Source organism: Chloroflexota bacterium (assembly GCA_026708035.1).
Lineage (GTDB): Bacteria > Chloroflexota > UBA11872 > UBA11872 > UBA11872 > JAJECS01.
On record JAPOVQ010000009.1, the window covers coordinates 1 to 16,828 of the forward strand.

17 protein-coding genes are annotated in these 16,828 nt (G+C 68.3%); 7 read left to right on the forward strand and 10 right to left on the reverse strand.

What is annotated here, in order from left to right:
* Nucleotides 1-383 (forward strand): hypothetical protein (locus OXG33_03270; GenBank protein MCY4112947.1); only part of this gene is annotated, 383 nt, incomplete at its 5' end.
* On the opposite strand, the gene OXG33_03275 is transcribed toward OXG33_03270, so the two are convergent.
* Nucleotides 316-1,839: a hypothetical protein gene (locus tag OXG33_03275; GenBank protein MCY4112948.1), complete on the reverse strand. Its 1,524-nt coding sequence runs from the start codon at nucleotides 1,837-1,839 to the stop codon at nucleotides 316-318. The genes OXG33_03270 and OXG33_03275 overlap by 68 nt on opposite strands.
* Nucleotides 1,840-2,115: 276 nt before the next feature.
* Here OXG33_03275 and OXG33_03280 point away from each other — a divergent pair, with 276 nt between their 5' ends.
* From OXG33_03280 to OXG33_03290, 3 genes are all read left to right on the forward strand, one after another.
* The gene (locus OXG33_03280; protein MCY4112949.1) at nucleotides 2,116-2,718 is read left to right on the forward strand and encodes a TlpA disulfide reductase family protein; all 603 of its coding nucleotides are present in this window, start codon (nucleotides 2,116-2,118) and stop codon (nucleotides 2,716-2,718) included.
* A gap of 217 nt (nucleotides 2,719-2,935) precedes the next feature.
* Nucleotides 2,936-3,343: a hypothetical protein gene (locus OXG33_03285; GenBank protein ID MCY4112950.1), complete on the forward strand. Its 408-nt coding sequence runs from the start codon at nucleotides 2,936-2,938 to the stop codon at nucleotides 3,341-3,343.
* Between the two features lie 173 nt (nucleotides 3,344-3,516).
* Nucleotides 3,517-4,503 (forward strand): Gfo/Idh/MocA family oxidoreductase, encoded by a 987-nt coding sequence (locus OXG33_03290; protein ID MCY4112951.1) that lies wholly within the window; start codon nucleotides 3,517-3,519, stop codon nucleotides 4,501-4,503.
* A 149-nt stretch (nucleotides 4,504-4,652) separates the two neighbouring features.
* On the opposite strand, the gene OXG33_03295 is transcribed toward OXG33_03290, so the two are convergent.
* From OXG33_03295 to OXG33_03305, 3 genes are read right to left on the reverse strand one after another with little or no spacing between them, the layout of a single operon-like run.
* Nucleotides 4,653-6,332, reverse strand: coding sequence for an exo-alpha-sialidase (locus tag OXG33_03295; GenBank protein ID MCY4112952.1), 1,680 nt, complete (start codon nucleotides 6,330-6,332; stop codon nucleotides 4,653-4,655).
* 1 nt (nucleotide 6,333) lies between these two features.
* Nucleotides 6,334-7,215: an MBL fold metallo-hydrolase gene (locus tag OXG33_03300; protein MCY4112953.1), complete on the reverse strand. Its 882-nt coding sequence runs from the start codon at nucleotides 7,213-7,215 to the stop codon at nucleotides 6,334-6,336.
* A 40-nt stretch (nucleotides 7,216-7,255) separates the two neighbouring features.
* On the reverse strand, nucleotides 7,256-7,912 hold the full coding sequence (locus OXG33_03305) for an RDD family protein (protein ID MCY4112954.1): 657 nt from the start codon (nucleotides 7,910-7,912) through the stop codon (nucleotides 7,256-7,258).
* A gap of 287 nt (nucleotides 7,913-8,199) precedes the next feature.
* Between OXG33_03305 and OXG33_03310 the strand changes: the two genes are divergently transcribed.
* Nucleotides 8,200-8,892 carry a TIGR00266 family protein gene (locus tag OXG33_03310; protein MCY4112955.1) on the forward strand — a complete coding sequence of 231 codons (693 nt, stop codon included), beginning with the start codon at nucleotides 8,200-8,202 and terminating at the stop codon, nucleotides 8,890-8,892.
* A gap of 23 nt (nucleotides 8,893-8,915) precedes the next feature.
* Nucleotides 8,916-10,058, forward strand: a complete 1,143-nt coding sequence (locus tag OXG33_03315; GenBank protein MCY4112956.1) for a mandelate racemase/muconate lactonizing enzyme family protein — start codon at nucleotides 8,916-8,918, stop codon at nucleotides 10,056-10,058.
* A gap of 486 nt (nucleotides 10,059-10,544) precedes the next feature.
* Here OXG33_03315 and OXG33_03320 read toward each other — a convergent pair whose 3' ends face one another.
* The 4 genes from OXG33_03320 to OXG33_03335 form a co-directional block, all read right to left on the reverse strand.
* Nucleotides 10,545-10,985, reverse strand: coding sequence for a DUF5069 domain-containing protein (locus OXG33_03320; protein MCY4112957.1), 441 nt, complete (start codon nucleotides 10,983-10,985; stop codon nucleotides 10,545-10,547).
* A gap of 292 nt (nucleotides 10,986-11,277) precedes the next feature.
* The gene (locus OXG33_03325) at nucleotides 11,278-11,511 is read right to left on the reverse strand and encodes an AbrB/MazE/SpoVT family DNA-binding domain-containing protein (protein MCY4112958.1); all 234 of its coding nucleotides are present in this window, start codon (nucleotides 11,509-11,511) and stop codon (nucleotides 11,278-11,280) included.
* Nucleotides 11,512-11,524: 13 nt separating this feature from the next.
* A complete protein-coding gene (locus OXG33_03330; GenBank protein ID MCY4112959.1) occupies nucleotides 11,525-12,565 on the reverse strand; it encodes a type I restriction endonuclease in 1,041 nt (346 codons plus the stop codon).
* Between the two features lie 72 nt (nucleotides 12,566-12,637).
* Nucleotides 12,638-13,390 carry an SDR family NAD(P)-dependent oxidoreductase gene (locus OXG33_03335; GenBank protein MCY4112960.1) on the reverse strand — a complete coding sequence of 251 codons (753 nt, stop codon included), beginning with the start codon at nucleotides 13,388-13,390 and terminating at the stop codon, nucleotides 12,638-12,640.
* 363 nt (nucleotides 13,391-13,753) lie between these two features.
* Between OXG33_03335 and OXG33_03340 the strand changes: the two genes are divergently transcribed.
* Nucleotides 13,754-14,788 (forward strand): polyprenyl synthetase family protein, encoded by a 1,035-nt coding sequence (locus tag OXG33_03340; protein ID MCY4112961.1) that lies wholly within the window; start codon nucleotides 13,754-13,756, stop codon nucleotides 14,786-14,788.
* Here the strand turns inward: OXG33_03340 and OXG33_03345 are convergent.
* Both OXG33_03345 and OXG33_03350 read right to left on the reverse strand, forming a co-directional pair.
* Nucleotides 14,785-16,104, reverse strand: coding sequence for a YvcK family protein (locus OXG33_03345; GenBank protein MCY4112962.1), 1,320 nt, complete (start codon nucleotides 16,102-16,104; stop codon nucleotides 14,785-14,787). The genes OXG33_03340 and OXG33_03345 overlap by 4 nt on opposite strands.
* Nucleotides 16,105-16,553: 449 nt before the next feature.
* Entirely contained in the window at nucleotides 16,554-16,718 is a 165-nt protein-coding gene (locus tag OXG33_03350) for a hypothetical protein (GenBank protein ID MCY4112963.1), read from the reverse strand.
* Nucleotides 16,719-16,828 lie beyond the last annotated feature (110 nt).

Here is a 16,828-nt window from a genome sequence, read left to right on the forward strand (position 1 = left end):
AACAGCGCCGGGTCGACCTGCCCACCACCGAGGACATCCGCGGATACGTCGCGGATTTCCGGACATGCCTGCGCGAAGGCACGATCCTGGAGCGCAAGGCCCTCATCCGCAACTTCGTGGCGGGCATCGAGGTGGTGGACGACGAGGCCACGCTCACGTACACCATCCCCATGCCCAACGATGGGGTGACCCAGGATTCGGCCGCGGTTCTCGATTTCGTCCAGTCCGGCCTGCCAGGCCGCATGCGCCTGCGCGGCCGGGTCGCCGCTGCCGCGGGCCGGCAATCCACCGATCAAGCCGTGATGCCGCCTTGGATCAGGCGCGCGGCATGGCCGAATACACCTGCAGCAAGACAACGGCGAGCGCGGCCAGGCCGGCTGTGATGATCACGCTCTGTTGCACTGCCGGCCACACGAAGCCGCGCCAAAATCGTGGTTTGGGCCCCGTCAATCCGCGCCACGTGGCCACCGTGGCGAACACCCACAGAAAAACCGTCGCGACTATGTCTCCGATCAGCGGCAACCGGCGACGGTCACGCGTGAGCAGGTCGGGGACCACGCCTTCGCCACGGGCGACGGCATGGGTGCTCCCGGCGAGATGGCGCTTGTGCGGCACCCCGTTGACCAGGACGAGACCCTGGGGCAGCGCGACGTAGCCCGTGAGGCCGAGGTACACGTCTGGCCGCGTCTCACGCAGCGCACGAATGGTCAGGACATATCGCTGCCCACCGCTGTCGGGAATCGGCGTGAATTCAAGATCGACGGTGCCGGGGCGCGAGTGGTCGTGCCGGACCTCGGCCCGGGCTTCGTAGACCGGGGTGTCCGCTCCCCATGGCGTCAGCCGAGCCAGGATCGGCACCCCTTCCTCATCGGCGCCGCGCTCAATCCCGTCGCCGTAGGCCCACACTTTCACCCGCGTCAGCCGGTCGAGCTGCGCCTGAAACGGCTGCTCGAGTTGTGTGATCGGGCCGGCATAGAAGAGCGGGCGCGCGGTGCCGGCTTCCTCCCACTCGTACTCCGCGAGCAGCGCCGGCACGATTGCGGCGAGCAGGGCGAGCGCCGCCCCGAGCGCCGCCCACCGGCCGCCCCGCAGCCTGTTGTGTTCGCCGGCCTCGGCGGCCGCTCCTCGCCCCGTCGCGAGCCGCTCGACGAGGACCACGGCCAGGATCGCGCCGGCCATGAGCTCGGAGGCGTCCTCGATGAACATTTCCCAGGCGACTTGCGTGCCGTAAAGGTCGCTCAAGCCGTCGCGAACGATCGCGCCCACCCCGAGCGCGAGCGCCAACACCGCGAGCATCGCGAGCGCCGGTTGACGCCGCAGCGAGACATAGGCGACCCACGCCGCTGCCGCCGCCAGGGGAGCGAATGGCGCCGCAAGCAAGGCCACCCAGCGGATCGTGAACGGCAGATCCTCGAGGCCCAGCGCCTCGAGATACGGGTAGAGCGTCCCCCACCGTCCGAACGGGTCCTTGACGTTCGCGAGCTCCTCGACCGCGACGAGGGCGGCAAACAGCGCCGCGCTGAGCCAGCCGAGCACCCAGAGCCAGCGTGGGGTTTTCGAAGTAGCTTCTGGCCGAAATAGCTGCCCGGCGGCCAGCGCGGCGACGGCTCCCCAGAGGATTGCCGAGTAGAGATTCGCCGCCGTCCCCTCGCCGTCCAGGTTGAGATGGCCAAGCCAGCCGAACCAGTCCCAATCGGCCACGAGAACGGCCAGCGGCACGGTGAGCGCCAGATGCACCACCAGAAACGCGGCGAGCAGCCGCGCCCGAGATTCCGGGGGCTGTAGCAAGGACCAGAATTTGGACACGAAGGTTCGCGCCGCCGCTTGCGAGAGGTCCATCAGCGCCGCCGAGCCGACCGGCGCAGCGCATCGTCCGCCCGGTTGGCTGCCATCATCGTGCTCAATTCGGCGATCTCAGACCTTCGGGCACGCCACCATCGGTCGCGGCGCGCCTTAGCCTACCGTCGTGGAACACGATGAAGCGTCCACGGGGCCGCGCATCTTCGAGACGGGGCGTGCGGCCCTCACGGCGAGGGTGTCTGGATTTCACCACGGTCGCCGGCGCCCTTGGCCTACCATGGGGGCTGCTGGGCTTGGCGCTGGGAGGTCGCCCCCATGAGCCGTTGGGTGGCTCGAACCGCAAGTTTGGCCGGCATCGTGCTCGCGGCTGGCCTTCTGGTCCTCACGACCGCCTGCGGGGAAGCCGGCGACGGCGGCGATGCAATGGTCGTGCGGGACCCGGAAATCACGGGCGACCCGTTGCCGGACTTTACGCCCACGGCGCCCGACAGCGCGCTCGGCCTCCCCGCTCCCGAGGTCCGGGGCACGGATTTCGACGGCCGCAGCGTCGCCATTGTCAACGACGGGCGGATGAAGGTGGTCCTGTTCTTGGCGCACTGGTGCTCGCACTGCCAGTCCGAGGTTCCCGAGGTCCAGGCCTGGATCGACGGCGGCGGCAAGCCGGAGAACGTCGACCTCTACGGCATCGCCACCGCGATCGAAGAGGAGGGATCGAACTACCCGCCGGACGCGTGGCTGGAGCGTGAGGGGTGGACGTCGCCGGTGCTGGTGGATACGAACGACACCGTGCTGCGCGCCTTTGGCCTGACCGCGTTTCCGACCTGGGTGTTCATCAACGCCGACGGCGCAGTCGCTCTCCGGATCGGCGGCGCGATCGGAGCGGAGCAACTGACGGCGTTGTTCAGAGGGCTGCGGTAGGTCACGCGATCGGTTCGTTCTCCGGGTCGGTGGGGATAGTTCCCGCTTCCGGGCGAATGACTGACTCCGGAATCGGGGCCCAGGCGGCCCGCTTCCCACGGCGAGACAGGCCCCATGCCATCCACTACATTGGGCCGGGTTGCAGCAGGCTGCGGTATTGGCTCGTATCCGTTGACAGCGGGCGCCGCGGCAGTCGTTCATGGCGGGGAGGATGGCGATGCCTAGGAATATCGCGTTGCGGATCGTGGCGGCCTACCAAATGCTCGTGGCCGTGGCCGTGGGTGTGCATTTCATCATCACGCCGCTGTATCACCCGGGCGGCGACGAGCCGTTCACCGCGTGGCTCGTCATGAACTGGTTCATGGCAGTGAGCGTGGTAATCGTCCTGCTCGGCAGCTTCGCGCGGAAGCGGCGCATGGACGCCGAAGAGGCGGACACGCGAACCTCGCTCGAAGTGAACATCGTCTTCTACGCTGCGCTGGGACTGTTTCTCTGGTTCTTCTGGAACTGGTTTGGCGCGCTTACCGACCAGGGCAACGGCACGCTGTGGGCGTTCATCGACCCGCTGTTCGTGCTGGTGGTTGGACCCGCCGGCCTGCGGATCTGGCGCGCGGCCGGGGGGTAGCCGGGCTGGGCGGAACCGCGCAGCCGAGATCGCACGTCTGAGATTCCTCGCTGCGCTCGGAATGACAGATGTGGGGCGCTCGGATTGTCAGAAGTGGCGGCCCGGCATGACGCACGAGTGGCGCTCGGTGTGACGAGATCGGGAGTGCGACGCAACGTGGGTCGGAGCGTCTGATGCTGCGCTGGGGGATCGTCGGCTTCGGCGACATCGCGGCCAAGGCGGTGGCCCCGGCCATTCGCGCGCACGCCGCCAGCGAGTTGGTGGCGATCTGCCGCCGCGACCCGGTTGCGCTGGAACGGCACCGGCAAGCATTCGACGTTCCGCGGGCATTCACCGACTACGACGAGATGCTGCGGCAGGCCCGGCTGGACGCGGTCTACGTGGCGACGCCGGTGCATCTGCACGCCGCGCAGACGCTGGCGGCGCTGGACCGCGGGCTGCACGTCCTGGTCGAGAAGCCCATGGCCGCCACCGCGGCCGAGGCGGAGGCCATGGTGGAACGCGCCGAGCACCGGGGCGTGCGGCTGGGCGTGGCCTACTACCACCAGTTCATCCCGATCAACGCCTACGTACGCGAGCTGGTGGCTTCGGGCGAACTGGGCGAACTGACGGCGCTGCACGGCAACGCGTCGTCCTCGTACAACCCGCCATTGGACGATCCCAAAGCCTGGCGGCTCATTCGCGCCGCGGGCGGGGGCGGTCCGCTGATGGACCTGGGCAGCCACCGTTTGCAGACGTTCGCCTCGCTGGCAGGGCCCGCGCGGCAGGTGGCCGCGTTCGGCGACCGGCGGCGCGTGGCCGGTGACGTGGAGGACGTGCTATCGCTGATCGTCAACTACGACTCCGGCGTGCAGGCCACGCTGTCGTCGATCTGGGGCATCGATCCGGCGCGTGGGGACTACGAGGTGTGGTGCACCGAGGGCTACGTCAACGTGCCCTATGCGCGCGGCGACGAGTGCTTCGTGACGCAAAACGGGCAACGACGGCAGGAGACGCACCCGGCGCCGGAGTTGCACGACCTGCCGCTGATCGAGGACTTTGCCGCCGCCGTCACGCACCCCGGTGGGCAGGTGCTCACCGGCGAGGTCGGGCTCGAGGTGCAGCGGGTGATCGACGCCGCCTATCGCTCGGCGGCGGACGGCATGGTGGTCAGGCTGTAGGTACGGTTGGAACCATCCCTCGCGGTGCGGCGCCCGCAGCCATCCACAAGGGGTGCGCCTGGCTCCGCCTGCGATGCCCGGATTGACCCCCATCCTTGCCTTCCCCCTTCCAGGGGGAAGGGATCGAAAGGGGCAATATCAGAGGTTGACTAGGCGTCCGCGGGCTCCAGCCCGCCGGGGGTCACGCGCAGACGCTGGGCGCGAACTCGGGCGTCGGAGTACTTGCCGTCGTAGACGTAAAGCACGACGTCCGGCTCAACCTCGACCGTGGCGCCGTTGGCGTAGAACGGCGTGTCGATGCGGGTGGCCTGCCAACTCATGCCGCCGTCCAGACTCAGTTGCGCGCCGATGCCCGGGTGCCGTCCGGCGATGACCATCGCGCCATTCGCGGTGGCGGTCATGGCGTCGGTGCAGGCATACATGGGGAAATGCCCGCGCGTCGCCGGGCTCCAGGAGCGGCCACCGTCGTGCGACCACATCTCCCACATCCAGGGGGAGGACTCCGGGCGAATCAGCGCCACGATGCGGTTGGGCGCCACCTCGCAGGCGGAGGTTTCCGAGGCCGTCTCGCGGGCGTTCATCAGCATGCCGGGGCGCGGGTTGGGGCCGTCCACGCGAATCGGTTGCGACCAGCTACGTCCCCCATCGGTGGATCGCACGCAGTAGCTAAAGGATCCCGGAGCGGGGGCGCCGACGTAGCGCCAGCCGTCGCGGTTTTCCCCGCCGTGCATGCTGGGTCCGACGGCCACGCTGTAGCCGAAGCGCAGCAGAGTGCCGTCGCGCAGCGGCACGACTTTCGATAGGTACGCATGCTCGATGTCGAGATCGTCGTCAAACGTCACGCACCCGATGCCCGTCGGCTCGCTCCAGGTGCGTCCGGCGTCAGCCGACTCCATGATCGACAGGTCAAAGGGCGGGTCGTGCTGCATCAGGAACGCCACGATGTTGTCGCCCTCGACCGGGTGCAGCGCGGCGCTCTGCAGCGTGTCGGGAAGCACCTCGGGTTCCGACCAGGACCGGCCGGCGTCGTGCGAGCGCAGCAGGAGAATGGTGCGCGTGCCGGTGGTGTGCGCGTCCAGGGCCGCCACCTTCAGGAGCACCTCGCCCGAGTCCAAGCGCACCAGGCCGCCCACGTACTGATAGGCGCCATGCGTGGTGTCGGGGAGCGGATGCCGCCATCCCGGACCGGGCGCGACGGACGAGTCCCACGGCGGCGCGGCCACCGCCTCGCCGCGAATGCGGACATTGCGGAAGCTGTTGCCCGAGCCCACCCGCGGGCGAGCGTCGCCAAAGTATTCCTTGACCTCGTCCGGGTCCCGACCGTTGTAAGTCTCGAGTCCGACGTAGCCCGCCCCGTCATAGGTGTCGTCCGTAACGACGGGAAAGGCGCGGCCGTCCACCCAGAGCCGGATCTCCGGGCCTTGCACCCTGAGCCTGGCGGTGTGCCACAGCCCGATCTCGCTGGGGATGCCGGGCACGACCTGGGTGTGCAGCACGCGCGCCCAGCCCGAGGCGTCCACCTTGGATATGGCGGCCCAAAAGTGGGCGCCGCGGAACTGCTGCCCCGTGCAGGGAAAGTGCACCAGGTAGTAGTGCCGCGCGTGGCGCCCGCGGAAGACGAAGCCGCTGTCCGATCCTTGGATTTCCCAGCGGAAGTCGAACTCGGCCTCGAAGTCGCGGTAGGCCGCGGCGGTGGAAACCGCCAGGCTGTCGTCCGCCGGCTGCGGCGGACTGGTCACCACGCCGGGCTCCTCTTCGATCCACGGCCCGGTGGTGAAGGCCCAAGGCTCGCCGGAGACCGGCGACAGCGAATGCCAGGTGTCGTTCATGTCAACCTCCGGGTCCGTCGGGTCCGATCTGGACCTCCAGCAGCTCTTCGCCCCAAAGCACCGGGCCATCGTAGATCTGGCAGATCTCCTTGATCGCCTGGCTGCGGGCCTGCGGCTCGTCCAGCCAGGGCGGCTGGTGGTTCACGAGCAAGCGCTTGACCCCCGCGGCGGCGGCGACCGTGGCGCAGCCGGCGGTGTCGGACTCGGCCAAGAGCGACCCTTCCCACTGCCGTCCCGCCAGGGCCACGGCTTCCATGATCAGCAGGTCCGCGTCTCGGGCCAGCTCGATCACCTCGTCGCAGGGGCGCGTGTCGCCGCTGAACACCATCACCCCGTCGTCCGTCTCGAACCGGAATCCGAGGCAGGTGAGATAGGGCTGCGCGTGCCGCACCTCCGCGGCCGACACAGACCAGCCGTCCCCGCGGGCGACGGGGCCCGGCTCGATGTCGTGGGCCTGCATTTCCGGCGGCGGGCGTTCGCCGGCGCCTCCCCGGCTGTGGAAGGCCCCGATGCTCATGGGGTGATTGGTGCGCGCGACCACATCCAGCCAGAGCACGCCCTCATCCGGACCCATGAGCCTGCGGGTGAACTCCGCCGTCGGCGGCGGGCCGTAGACCTGCAACGGCGCCTCACCCCCGATCGACATGTCGAACCGGGTCATGAGGAAGCAGGGAAAGTCGGCCATGTGGTCCGAGTGCAGGTGGGTGAAGAACACCCGGCTGACATCGGTGGCCCGCAGCCCGGCCTGATACAGCTTGAGCGTGGCCGCGGGGCCGCAATCGACAAGCAGTGTTTCCTGGCCGACCTGCAGGCCGAATGCCGTGCCCCACCGGCCCGGCGTGGGCGTGGGAACACCGCAGCTGAGGACGATCAGTCTCGCCATGCGGGACTCCCGCCGCAGGTCAGGCGCAGCGGCGTGCGGCTCACGAGAAGCGCTGCGGTCCGTCGCGCGAGGCTTCGTAGGCATCGGCCCGCGCGACGCGGATGACCTGGGTCTTCGCCGGCAGATCGTGCAGGGCGCGGGTATCGCGGCGGCGGAACATGGAGTAGACATCGCCCAATGGACCGAGGATGAGCAGGGTGGTCAAGAACGGCACTTGCTCCGTCGCGGACTGGGGCACGACCTGCCAGGCAAACAGGAGCACCAGCTGCACCGCCTCGCGATTGAGCACCGCGATGGGCCCCGGCGGCAGGCCGTCGCGGTCCACCAGACGCAGACCCATGCCCAGCTTGCCCAGCGTGTAGCCAAGCGCGGACTGCATGGCCCAGCGATAGACGAACGGCACGGCCAACAGCCAGACCACCAGACCCGTGACATCGGATTCGATGTCGGCCTCCGGACTTGGCACCACGCCGGCGATGGACGCCACCACATACACCACGAAGTAGGCGATGGTGAAATCGATCAACCAGGCGCCGACGCGGCGCAGGATGAGCCGCATGTCGCCCCCAAACAGCACCGGGCGTGGCGGTGGCTGGCGCGGCGGCTCGTCGTCGGGCGGACCGAGGTCGTGCGCATCCGGCTCCGGGGGCCTGGGGCTCGCCGGATCGCTGGCGTTGCCGTCGCCGGTCCGAGTCATCGCACGTCCGCGGTCAGAGGCGCCCGGCGAACACCGCCCGACGCAGAGCTAGGGCTCATGCGGGGCAGTATCGCACCGCGCCGAACGGTCGCGTGCCGGTGGCTCACGCTGCGGGCAGCGTGGGATCCGCTGGGTGAGGCTCCCGGGCTGCGCGCAGCCCGGGCCACCGGACCAAGCGACCTTCGCACACCCCCGGAATTGGCGACGCCAAATGTGCTTCACGCGACAAAGCGACTGCGCGCGCGCCATACAATGCGACTACGTCCCGTTGGCTCTCGGAGAACGCCATGCAGTATCAGATCAAGGGCACGATCACACCACATCTCGAAGTTCAACTCGGGCCGGGGGAGACCGTCTTCACCGAGTCCGGCGTGATGGCCTGGATGGACGAGAGCATCGAGATGAACACCGGCGGCTCCGGTGGCCTCGGCGGCATGTTTGGCCGCATGATCTCCGGCGAAGGCCTATTCGTGACGAAGTTCAGCAGCCCGTCGGGCGGTGGCATGGTGGCCTTCACGCCGGAAGCGCCGGGGAACATCATCCCGATCGAGTTAGGCGCCGGCGAGTCGATCATCGCGCAGAAAGACGCCTTCATGGTCGCGGAGGAGTCGGTGACCTTCGAGGTCACGTTCAACCGGAAGCTCGGTGCCGGCCTGTTCGGCGGCGAGGGCTTCATCATGCAGAAGTTCACCGGTCCGGGGACGATGTTCGCGGCCATCGGCGGCGAGGTGCAGGAATACGACCTGTCCGCGGGACAGACGCTCAAGGTCGACACCGGCCACCTCGCCATGTTCGAGCCCAGCGTCGCCTACGACATCCAGCGGGTGAAGGGTGTGAGCAACATGCTCTTCGGCGGCGAGGGGCTGTTTCTCGCCACGGTCACCGGACCCGGCAAGGTCTGGCTGCAGCGCATGCCGCTCTCCAACCTCGCGGGCGCCATCATGCGCTTCCTGCCCAAGCCGCGCGCCGGCGGGGACTAGGCCGCAAGGGGGCCGTCTCGGCGATGCGCATCCGCCGCGTCGAATCCATCCGGCTCGACCAGTATTTGCTGGTCGAGATCGAGACCGACAGCGGGCTCACAGGTCTGGGCGAGGCCGGCGCCTGGGGCTTTCTGGAAGCCTCCGAGGCCGCCATCGAGAAGTTCGCCCGCTACCTGGTCGGCCAGGACCCGCTGCGAATCGAGCACCACTGGCAATACCTCTATCGCTGGAGCGCCTTTCGCGGCTCGGCGGTGATGGCGGCCATCAGCGCCATCGACATCGCCCTCTGGGACATCGCGGGCAAACACTTCGACGCGCCGGTCTATCAGTTGCTCGGTGGCAAGGTCCGCGACCGCGCGCGGGTTTATGCGCACGTCTTCGGCGACACGCGCGAGAAGCTGCTGGGCGGCATCGCCGAGGCCCGCGACGCGGGCTTCACCGCCGTGGGGCACCTCACGCCCTTCCTCGACGAGCCGTACGAGCGGTCCTTTTTCCAAACCCACGCGCGCAAGATCGGCGACGCCATCGACGCCGTGCGGCAGTACCGCGAGCTGGTCGGCGACGAGGTGGACCTTTGCATCGAAATCCACCGCCGCATGACACCGGCGGAGGCCGTGCAGTTGGGACGCGGCATCGAGCCGTTCCACCCGTACTTCTTCGAAGACCCGGTGATGCCCGACAACCTCGACGAGATGGCCTACGTGGCGGCCAATACCTCGGTGCCCATCGCCACCGGCGAGCGGCTCACGTCGCTGTGGGAGTTCGACATGCTGCTGCGCCGCAACGCGGCCCGCTATGTGCGGCCGGACGTGTGCGTGGTGGGCGGGATCACGGCCATGAAGAAGATCGCCGCGCTGGCGGAGGCGCAGCACGTGGGCGTGGTGCCGCACAACCCGCTGAGCCCGGTGTGCACGGCGGCGTCATTGCAGGTGGCGGCCTGCATTCCCAACCTGGCCCTGGTGGAATATCCGAGCGGCGAGGACGAGTTCCCCAAGCGGGACATGGTGACCGGCATTGCCGAGCACGACGGCCAGGGCTATCTGCTGATCCCGGACCGCCCGGGCATCGGCGTGGAGCTGAAGCCTGACGCGCGCGCCAACGTGCCCTACGTGCCCCGTGAGGTGAAGACGCGGCTGCACGTGGACGGCTCGGTGGTGGACCAGTAGGTCTGTGCACGGCCTCATGCAGGTGCGCCCGTCCCATCCAGTCAACCTGTAGGGGCGTCCCTGGTGGGCGCCCTCGCTGCCCGGCGACTGTAGGGGCGGGTTTGAAACCCGCCCGACGCTAGGCATCCGGCGCGCTTCCAGGTTAGACCGGACTGGATTCCGGCCTCCGCCGGAATCACGGAGGAGGCGCATCATGCGCGGCTGTTAGTTCCGCGCCCCCAGCCGAAGCCCCTCAGGCCGGGTCCGGCCCCCTCTCCCCGCGGGAGAGGGTTGGGGTGAGGGGCAGGAGCACCGTCTAGCGGCGGCAGCCCCAGTTAGCGCGGTCCCCCCTCATCCTGTCCTTCTCCCACTAGGGGAGAAGGGACTCGTCATCCACGCTTTCTAGTCCCGTGCAAGCCGCGTGACGTTGAACGATGCCTCTAAGGCCGGGTCCGGCCCCCTCTCCCTCGACCGGAGAGGGCTGGGGTGAGGGTGCGGAGAACCCGCCTAGCGGCGTCCTCCGAGCGGCACGTCGCGGCCCTCGTCCAAGTCCAGCCGGTCGAACTGCCGGCTGAGGTCGGTGCGGTGCCCCTGGCCGATGTCCTCCAGGAATGCGCGGTACCACGCCTCCCGCTCCGGGGTCGCCGGCGTCTGCGTCATCATCATGGCGTTCCAGGCGGCGATCTCGTCGGGCGACCGCTCGGTCATGTTGGCCTGGACCCAGGCGAGAACGTCGGCGTCGGTGGCGTTGGCGGCCACCGCGGCGTGAAAGGCGTCGACGTCGAGGCCGAGGAATTCGAGCATCTCCGTCGAAAACCCGCGCCGCGAGACATATTCGCCCAGGGCACCGGTCGCTTCGGCGCGCGCCTTGTCGATGGCGCGCGGCAAGAACACGATGCCGCCAAGCGAGGCATAAGGGCTGCGCGGCACGTCACGCGTGAGGTCCATGGGGGTGGTCTCCCGGTCAGGTAGTGGCCGGGAGTGTAGGCGGCGGGCACCTGCCATCTCCGGGCATTTGCACGCATCGAGACTTCGCTTTGCCCCAGCAGCGTCACCCTCGCCCTCTCCCATCAACGGAGAGGGGATCGAAGGGCTTTCCCGCCTGCCCACGACTGTCGCCAGCGGAGTCAGGCCCCCTCTCCCCTCGCGGGAGAGGGTTGGGGTGAGGGGTTCCATAAGCCCTTGTCCGTCATGCCGGCGGAAGCCGGAATCCAGGATCCCTCGTCAACCGACGCTGGGCCTACCGATCCGTCGCACCGTCGACGATGGCCCGCTGCATGTCGTCCAGGGTCACCGGCGGACCATCGTGGCTGAGCGCGCCGTACAGATGTTGGATTGGACGCACGGCGCGGATACGCACCTCGCCGTCCACGACGAAATAGCGCACGCGGCCACCGGGCCGCACGCCGAAGGCCTCACGCACCGCTTTGGGCAGGGTGGTCCGCCCATTGGCCGTGACTTGTGATTCAAGCATTGGGCAGTCCGCTTCAGGATCCTTCCGACTCACCCCTGGCCGGAAGTCTCTTTCGCAACACGTCGATCTTCTTTACCTGACCATCCGCGTCGATGAACCTCCAGAAATCCCAGCCGTTGGTGTTTGAATTCTCTCCACTAAACCCGGCCGCGATCCGCGCCGCCTTGCCAGCCATTGACACTGACCGGAATCTCTTCTCCTGGAAAACTATGGAGCCATCGGATTCGATTCGAGCCGAGAGGGTCTGACCCAAATATGTCTTATGCAAACCGAATGGCGTCCGAATGATCTTGGTCGCAATGAGGCGTTGCAGCGCATTTCCCATAGTCTTGGGCTTCGGCGGAGGAGGCGGCTTCACAGGCGGCGGAGAGACATCTGGAGAGCTGCCGTATACCGGGGGAAACTCGAACCGCGCCCGGACTCGGCGCAAGCTTGAAGCGACATCCCGGCGGGTGAGGTTGTTCGTCCGCCGCTGCAGCACGTTGACTAACGACGTATCCGGTTCCGGGACGAACAGGGCCTTCAAGGCCTCTTGCACCTGGCGGTCCACAAACTTCACCCGCCAGTGGCCTTCTAGTCGTTTCTCGCGTAATCCGTCCCGCGCCAGCAGTTCAAGTCCTTCGATCACGCTGCTGTCATCCACGTCGGTCAGCCGAAATGTTCGAAAGAGCTTTTGGTCAATGTCGGCACTCGCGTGCGTGCTGTAAATGCGGTACTCGTTGCCGTCGGTTAGCACAACCCACTCCACGCCCGCCACGCCGGCGTAGCCCATGACTTGGCCAGCCCATTTGTGGTCGCTGAGGTTCGTACCGAGCGCCTTGGCCTCGACGAATAGATACGGCTTGCCTTGATCCAGGAGCGCATAGTCCACAGGGTTGCCGCCGCGATAGCGATATTCAAAGTCGACTTGATTGAGGTCCCCAAGATCCCAACCCAGGGCCGTGAGGATGGGGTTTATCAGGTTTGTCCTGGTATGCGTTTCGGTAATACCCCGGCCCTGGTAGCGCTCGATGAGCTCGCGAATGTCGGGGAGGACGTCTCGCACGGCGCTCATGACGAGCAAAGCTCCATACATGAAGGAATCACGTGTAGTGCCATATCGTACTCGCCGACCGAATCCCTTTCCCTACCCAAACCGCCTCGCCAGCGCCCGGAAGAGCCCCGGCCAGGCGCCGTGCAGCCAGATGGGGAGCTGCAGCCAGCCGGGCACCACGACTTCGTCGCGATCGCGTTCGATGGCGCGCACGATGGCCCGCGCCACGCGCTCCGGGGGGATGGGCTGGGGCCGCTTGCGGCGGAACGGGCTACCGCGTCGCTCGAAGAATTCCGTGTCCACCACGCCGGGGGAAACCCTGGTCACCCGCACGCCGGATGGCTGGACCTCGTAGCGCAGGCCCTCGCTGAACGAGAGCAGGGCGGCCTTGGTGGCGGCGTAGAGCGCCTCGTCGCGGACGCCCACGTGACCCGCGATCGAGGCCACCATCACGATGTGGCCGCGCCGGCGCTCCAGCATGGACGGCAGCACGGCCCGCGTGAGCCGCGCCGCGCCCACCAGGTTCACCGCCACCAGGTCGTCGATCTTCTCGGGCGGCATGGCGGCGAACGGCCCTCCCCAGCCGATGCCGGCGTTGTTGACCAGGATGTCCACTGGCTCGGGTCCGTGGAGCGCCGCCTCGGCCAGCCGCCCGATGTCGGCTGGGCTCCCAAGGTCTGCGGAGACGGCGGTCCCGCCGGTGGCGTCGCGGATCGCGGTCAGCGCCTGGGGATCGCGGCCGGTGGCGATCACGCGGGCGCCGGCCCGCGCCAGGGCAATGGCCGTGGCGCGGCCGATGCCTGCCGTGGCTCCCGTCACCAAGGCCGTCGATCCGAGAATATTCATAGGAGCCGAATCGGAGTCCGCCTGTAGTCGCCGCCGGTCGGAGGGTATCGCGAACCCGCCCATCCGTTCGCGGTGAGGCCGCCTGCCCGTTCGTGGTGAGCCAGTCGAACCGCGCCCTTCGACAGGCTCAGGGCGAACGGGCGGGAATGCAATCGTGCCGAGCCCTTCGGCAGGCTCAGGACAGGCTCTGTCGAACCACGACGCAAAGACGAAACCTGGATTCCGGCTTTCGCCGGAATGACGGAGGGGCAACGTCCGAGCTGGACCAGCGCAAATTGGCCAACGACGGCTCCGCGGGCGTTTGCCTCTCCCAGCCGCGCGCGGCACGATCGAGCACCCGCCTCCCCTGCACGTGGGCCTTCCATGACCACCAGCGCCGCGGCGCCGGCCGAGCTCTTCGAGCGCTACCGCGACGACGTCGACGCCGCCCTGCGCGCGGTATTCGACGGCTTGGACACGCCGTTGGCCACCATGGCCCGCTATCAGCTTGGCTGGGTCGATGCCGACGGCAACCCGGTGCAGGCCAATCGCGGCAAGGCGCTGCGGCCGACCCTGTGCCTGCTGACCTGCGAGGCCCTGGGCGGGGATGTTGAGGCGGCGCTGCCGGCGGCGGCGGGCGTGGAGCTGCTGCACAACTTTTCGCTGGTCCACGACGACGTGATGGACAACGACCGTCTGCGGCGCCACCGACCCACCGTGTGGGCGGTGTGGGGGCAGGCCAAGGCCATCGACGCGGGCGACTTCATGCATGTGCTCGCCACGCTCAGCGTGCTGCGGGCGGGCACGCCGCACGACGCTCGCGCCGCGCGCGACGCCGTGGAAGTGCTGACCCTGGGCTGCCGGCGCATGACCGAAGGGCAATACCTGGACATGGCCTACGAGGACGAGGACTCGGTGTCGGTGGACGACTATCTCCGCATGATCGACCTCAAGACCGCGGCGCTGATCGGCACGGCCATGGAACTGGGCGCGGTGTTTGCCGGCAACGATCCGGCGGTGCGCGCGGCGGTGCGCGACGCCGGCACGGCGCTGGGGGCCGCCTTTCAGATTCGCGACGACTTCCTGGGCATTTGGGGCGACCCCGACGCGACCGGCAAGTCCGTCGAGAGCGACATTCAGAAGCGCAAGAAGACCCTGCCCATCGTCCACGCGATGACGGAGGGCGCCCCGGCGGATCGCGACCGCCTGCGAACCTCGCTCGCCGACCTGGAGGTCCCGCCGGACACCGCGGAGATCGTGGCGCTGCTCGAGCGGTCCGGCTCACGCGCCTACGCGGAGTCGCTGGCCGAGGAGTATCACGCCGTAACCCGCGATCTTCTCTCCGACGTGCCGCTCAACGCCTGGGGCGGCGAAGCCCTGGGCGCCCTCGCGGCGTTCACCGCGCGGCGAACGGTCTAGCGCGTCTCCGCCAGCGCGACCAGCGTGGCCTTGTTCTGCGAGGCCTGCTCGTAGAGGTCCATCAGCGCCGCCGCCAGCGCGTGCGGCTCGTGGTGATGCGGCGCCGCCGGGTCCACCACGTCGGCCAGCACCGCCTGCACGCCCGCGTCCAGCAGCTCGACCTGCGTGGCCGGATCGCAGGTGACCAGCCGGGTGCCGCTGCCTTCGGGCAGCTCAACCTGCGTGTTGCTGTTGCCCAGCATGTATTGGAAGAGATCGGGCCCGACGTGCCGCGTGCAGCAGTGGACGTGCTCCGCGGGACCAAAGTCGTCGGTTTCCCCAAGCTCGGTGGCGACGTTGCACACATAGACCTTGACGGCGCGCGAGGCGCGGATCGCGGTGGTCAGCCGACCCACCAGCAGGTTGGGAATCACGCTGGTGAAGACGCTTCCCGGACCCAGCACCACCATGTCCGCCGCCAGGATTTCCTGAATGGCCGCCGAATTGGCCGCCACGTGTCGCGGCTCGATGAAGACGCGGGAAATAGGTTGGCCGGATGACCGCAGCTTCGACTCGCCGCGCACGATTCGCCCGTCGGCCAGCTCCCCCACCAGCCGGATGTCGGAGTGCGTGGATGGCAGGATGCGCCCGCGCACGCGCAGCACGTCGCTGAGCGCGCGCACGCCGTCCTCGAAGTTCCCATCCTTGAGTTCGGTGGTCGCGGCGATGAGCAGGTTGCCCAGGCTGTGCCCCTGAAGTCCGCCGCCGCGGCTGAAGCGATAGTTCATCACCTCGTTCATCAGCGACTCGGAATCGGCCAGCGCGGCCAGGCACTGGCGCACGTCGCCCGGCGGCGCCAGGCCAAACTCCTCCCGCAGCCGTCCCGAACTCCCGCCGTCGTCGGCCACGGTCACCACGGCGGTGATGTTGTTGGTGTGCTCCTTGAGCCCCCGCAGCAGGATGCCCAGCCCCGTGCCGCCGCCGATGGCCACGATTCGCGGACCGCGTTGCAGCCGGCGGCTTTGGTAGAGCGTTTCGGCAATGTTGTCGTCGGGGCTCACGACCACCGACAGCACCGTGCGCCCCAGCAGGAACCCGCCGGCGACGACCCCCGCCAGCCCCAACCCGCCAACCACCAGCGAGCGGAAGGGATGCTCGATGAACTGCAGGGTCATGTAGTAGACCACTGAGCCGGCCGGCCCCGGCACGTCGATGGTGCGGTAGACGTAGGCCAGGAACATGGCCAGCGCCAGCGCCAGGATGACCGTGCCCGCGAAGATGAGGAGGATGTAGCGCTTGACGCCGATGCCGAGGGTTAACCACCGTCGTGAGCGCATGCGCGGTCGAGCCTCCTGCCAACGAACGAGCCCGCCGTCGTCGCGACGCTGGGACTCGGCGGCGCGGAGTACCCGGGTGGCCCGGGAGCCAATTATACGCCTCACGCGATGCTCACGGCCGTCTGGAGGACGTGATTTCGCGGCGAATCTCGTACGCCGGCGGCCCCTACCTAGTGCGACTCACCGCCCGACGCCCAGCCCTATGGAGTCTGGCGTCTGGCCCAAGGAGAACACGAGAGCGTCAGCCGTCCGCGCAGAACGGCAGATCGAGCCTGTGAAGGTCGTGGTCTTTGACATCTCGCAACGCCTGCGGGATGCACCCCGTGAATGGGACCGCCTCCAGCCGTAGCAATTCGAGGTTGTTCAGGAGACCCAACTCCGGTGGGATTTCGCCGCTCAACGGGTTGTCTCGAAGGAGCAATGCCTCAAGGGCGGCGAGGCGACCGAAGTCAGCCGGGAGATGGGAAGAGGCAGCCGTCGTCGACGGCAACGCCCGCGCACTCCAGCGCCGCCGCCGATGGCCATACGGTCAGCGCGGCCACGGCGACGATGGCCAACACCGCGAGCGCCGTGCGCAGCCGTCGCCGCCGAAGACTCAGGCACGGATCAGGCATGAGGCCTTGCCCTACGTGGCGGCGGCCCGGCGCTCCCGCAAACCGCCCGACAGCCAGGCAGCGCAAATCTAGCGCACGGACGGATGCCGGTGGTTGCAGCCTATTCTCGC

What these genes read in the sequence shown, in the direction of transcription:
- OXG33_03275 (MCY4112948.1), bottom strand. Translation starts at nt 1,839, where the DNA reads ATGGACCTCTCGCAAGCGGCGGCGCGAACCTTCGTGTCCAAATTCTGG.
- OXG33_03280 (MCY4112949.1), top strand. Translation starts at nt 2,116, where the DNA reads ATGAGCCGTTGGGTGGCTCGAACCGCAAGTTTGGCCGGCATCGTGCTC.
- OXG33_03285 (MCY4112950.1), top strand. Translation starts at nt 2,936, where the DNA reads ATGCCTAGGAATATCGCGTTGCGGATCGTGGCGGCCTACCAAATGCTC.
- OXG33_03290 (MCY4112951.1), top strand. Translation starts at nt 3,517, where the DNA reads ATGCTGCGCTGGGGGATCGTCGGCTTCGGCGACATCGCGGCCAAGGCG.
- OXG33_03295 (MCY4112952.1), bottom strand. Translation starts at nt 6,332, where the DNA reads ATGAACGACACCTGGCATTCGCTGTCGCCGGTCTCCGGCGAGCCTTGG.
- OXG33_03300 (MCY4112953.1), bottom strand. Translation starts at nt 7,215, where the DNA reads ATGGCGAGACTGATCGTCCTCAGCTGCGGTGTTCCCACGCCCACGCCG.
- OXG33_03305 (MCY4112954.1), bottom strand. Translation starts at nt 7,912, where the DNA reads ATGACTCGGACCGGCGACGGCAACGCCAGCGATCCGGCGAGCCCCAGG.
- OXG33_03310 (MCY4112955.1), top strand. Translation starts at nt 8,200, where the DNA reads ATGCAGTATCAGATCAAGGGCACGATCACACCACATCTCGAAGTTCAA.
- OXG33_03315 (MCY4112956.1), top strand. Translation starts at nt 8,916, where the DNA reads ATGCGCATCCGCCGCGTCGAATCCATCCGGCTCGACCAGTATTTGCTG.
- OXG33_03320 (MCY4112957.1), bottom strand. Translation starts at nt 10,985, where the DNA reads ATGGACCTCACGCGTGACGTGCCGCGCAGCCCTTATGCCTCGCTTGGC.
- OXG33_03325 (MCY4112958.1), bottom strand. Translation starts at nt 11,511, where the DNA reads ATGCTTGAATCACAAGTCACGGCCAATGGGCGGACCACCCTGCCCAAA.
- OXG33_03330 (MCY4112959.1), bottom strand. Translation starts at nt 12,565, where the DNA reads ATGAGCGCCGTGCGAGACGTCCTCCCCGACATTCGCGAGCTCATCGAG.
- OXG33_03335 (MCY4112960.1), bottom strand. Translation starts at nt 13,390, where the DNA reads ATGAATATTCTCGGATCGACGGCCTTGGTGACGGGAGCCACGGCAGGC.
- OXG33_03340 (MCY4112961.1), top strand. Translation starts at nt 13,754, where the DNA reads ATGACCACCAGCGCCGCGGCGCCGGCCGAGCTCTTCGAGCGCTACCGC.
- OXG33_03345 (MCY4112962.1), bottom strand. Translation starts at nt 16,104, where the DNA reads ATGCGCTCACGACGGTGGTTAACCCTCGGCATCGGCGTCAAGCGCTAC.
- OXG33_03350 (MCY4112963.1), bottom strand. Translation starts at nt 16,718, where the DNA reads ATGCCTGATCCGTGCCTGAGTCTTCGGCGGCGACGGCTGCGCACGGCG.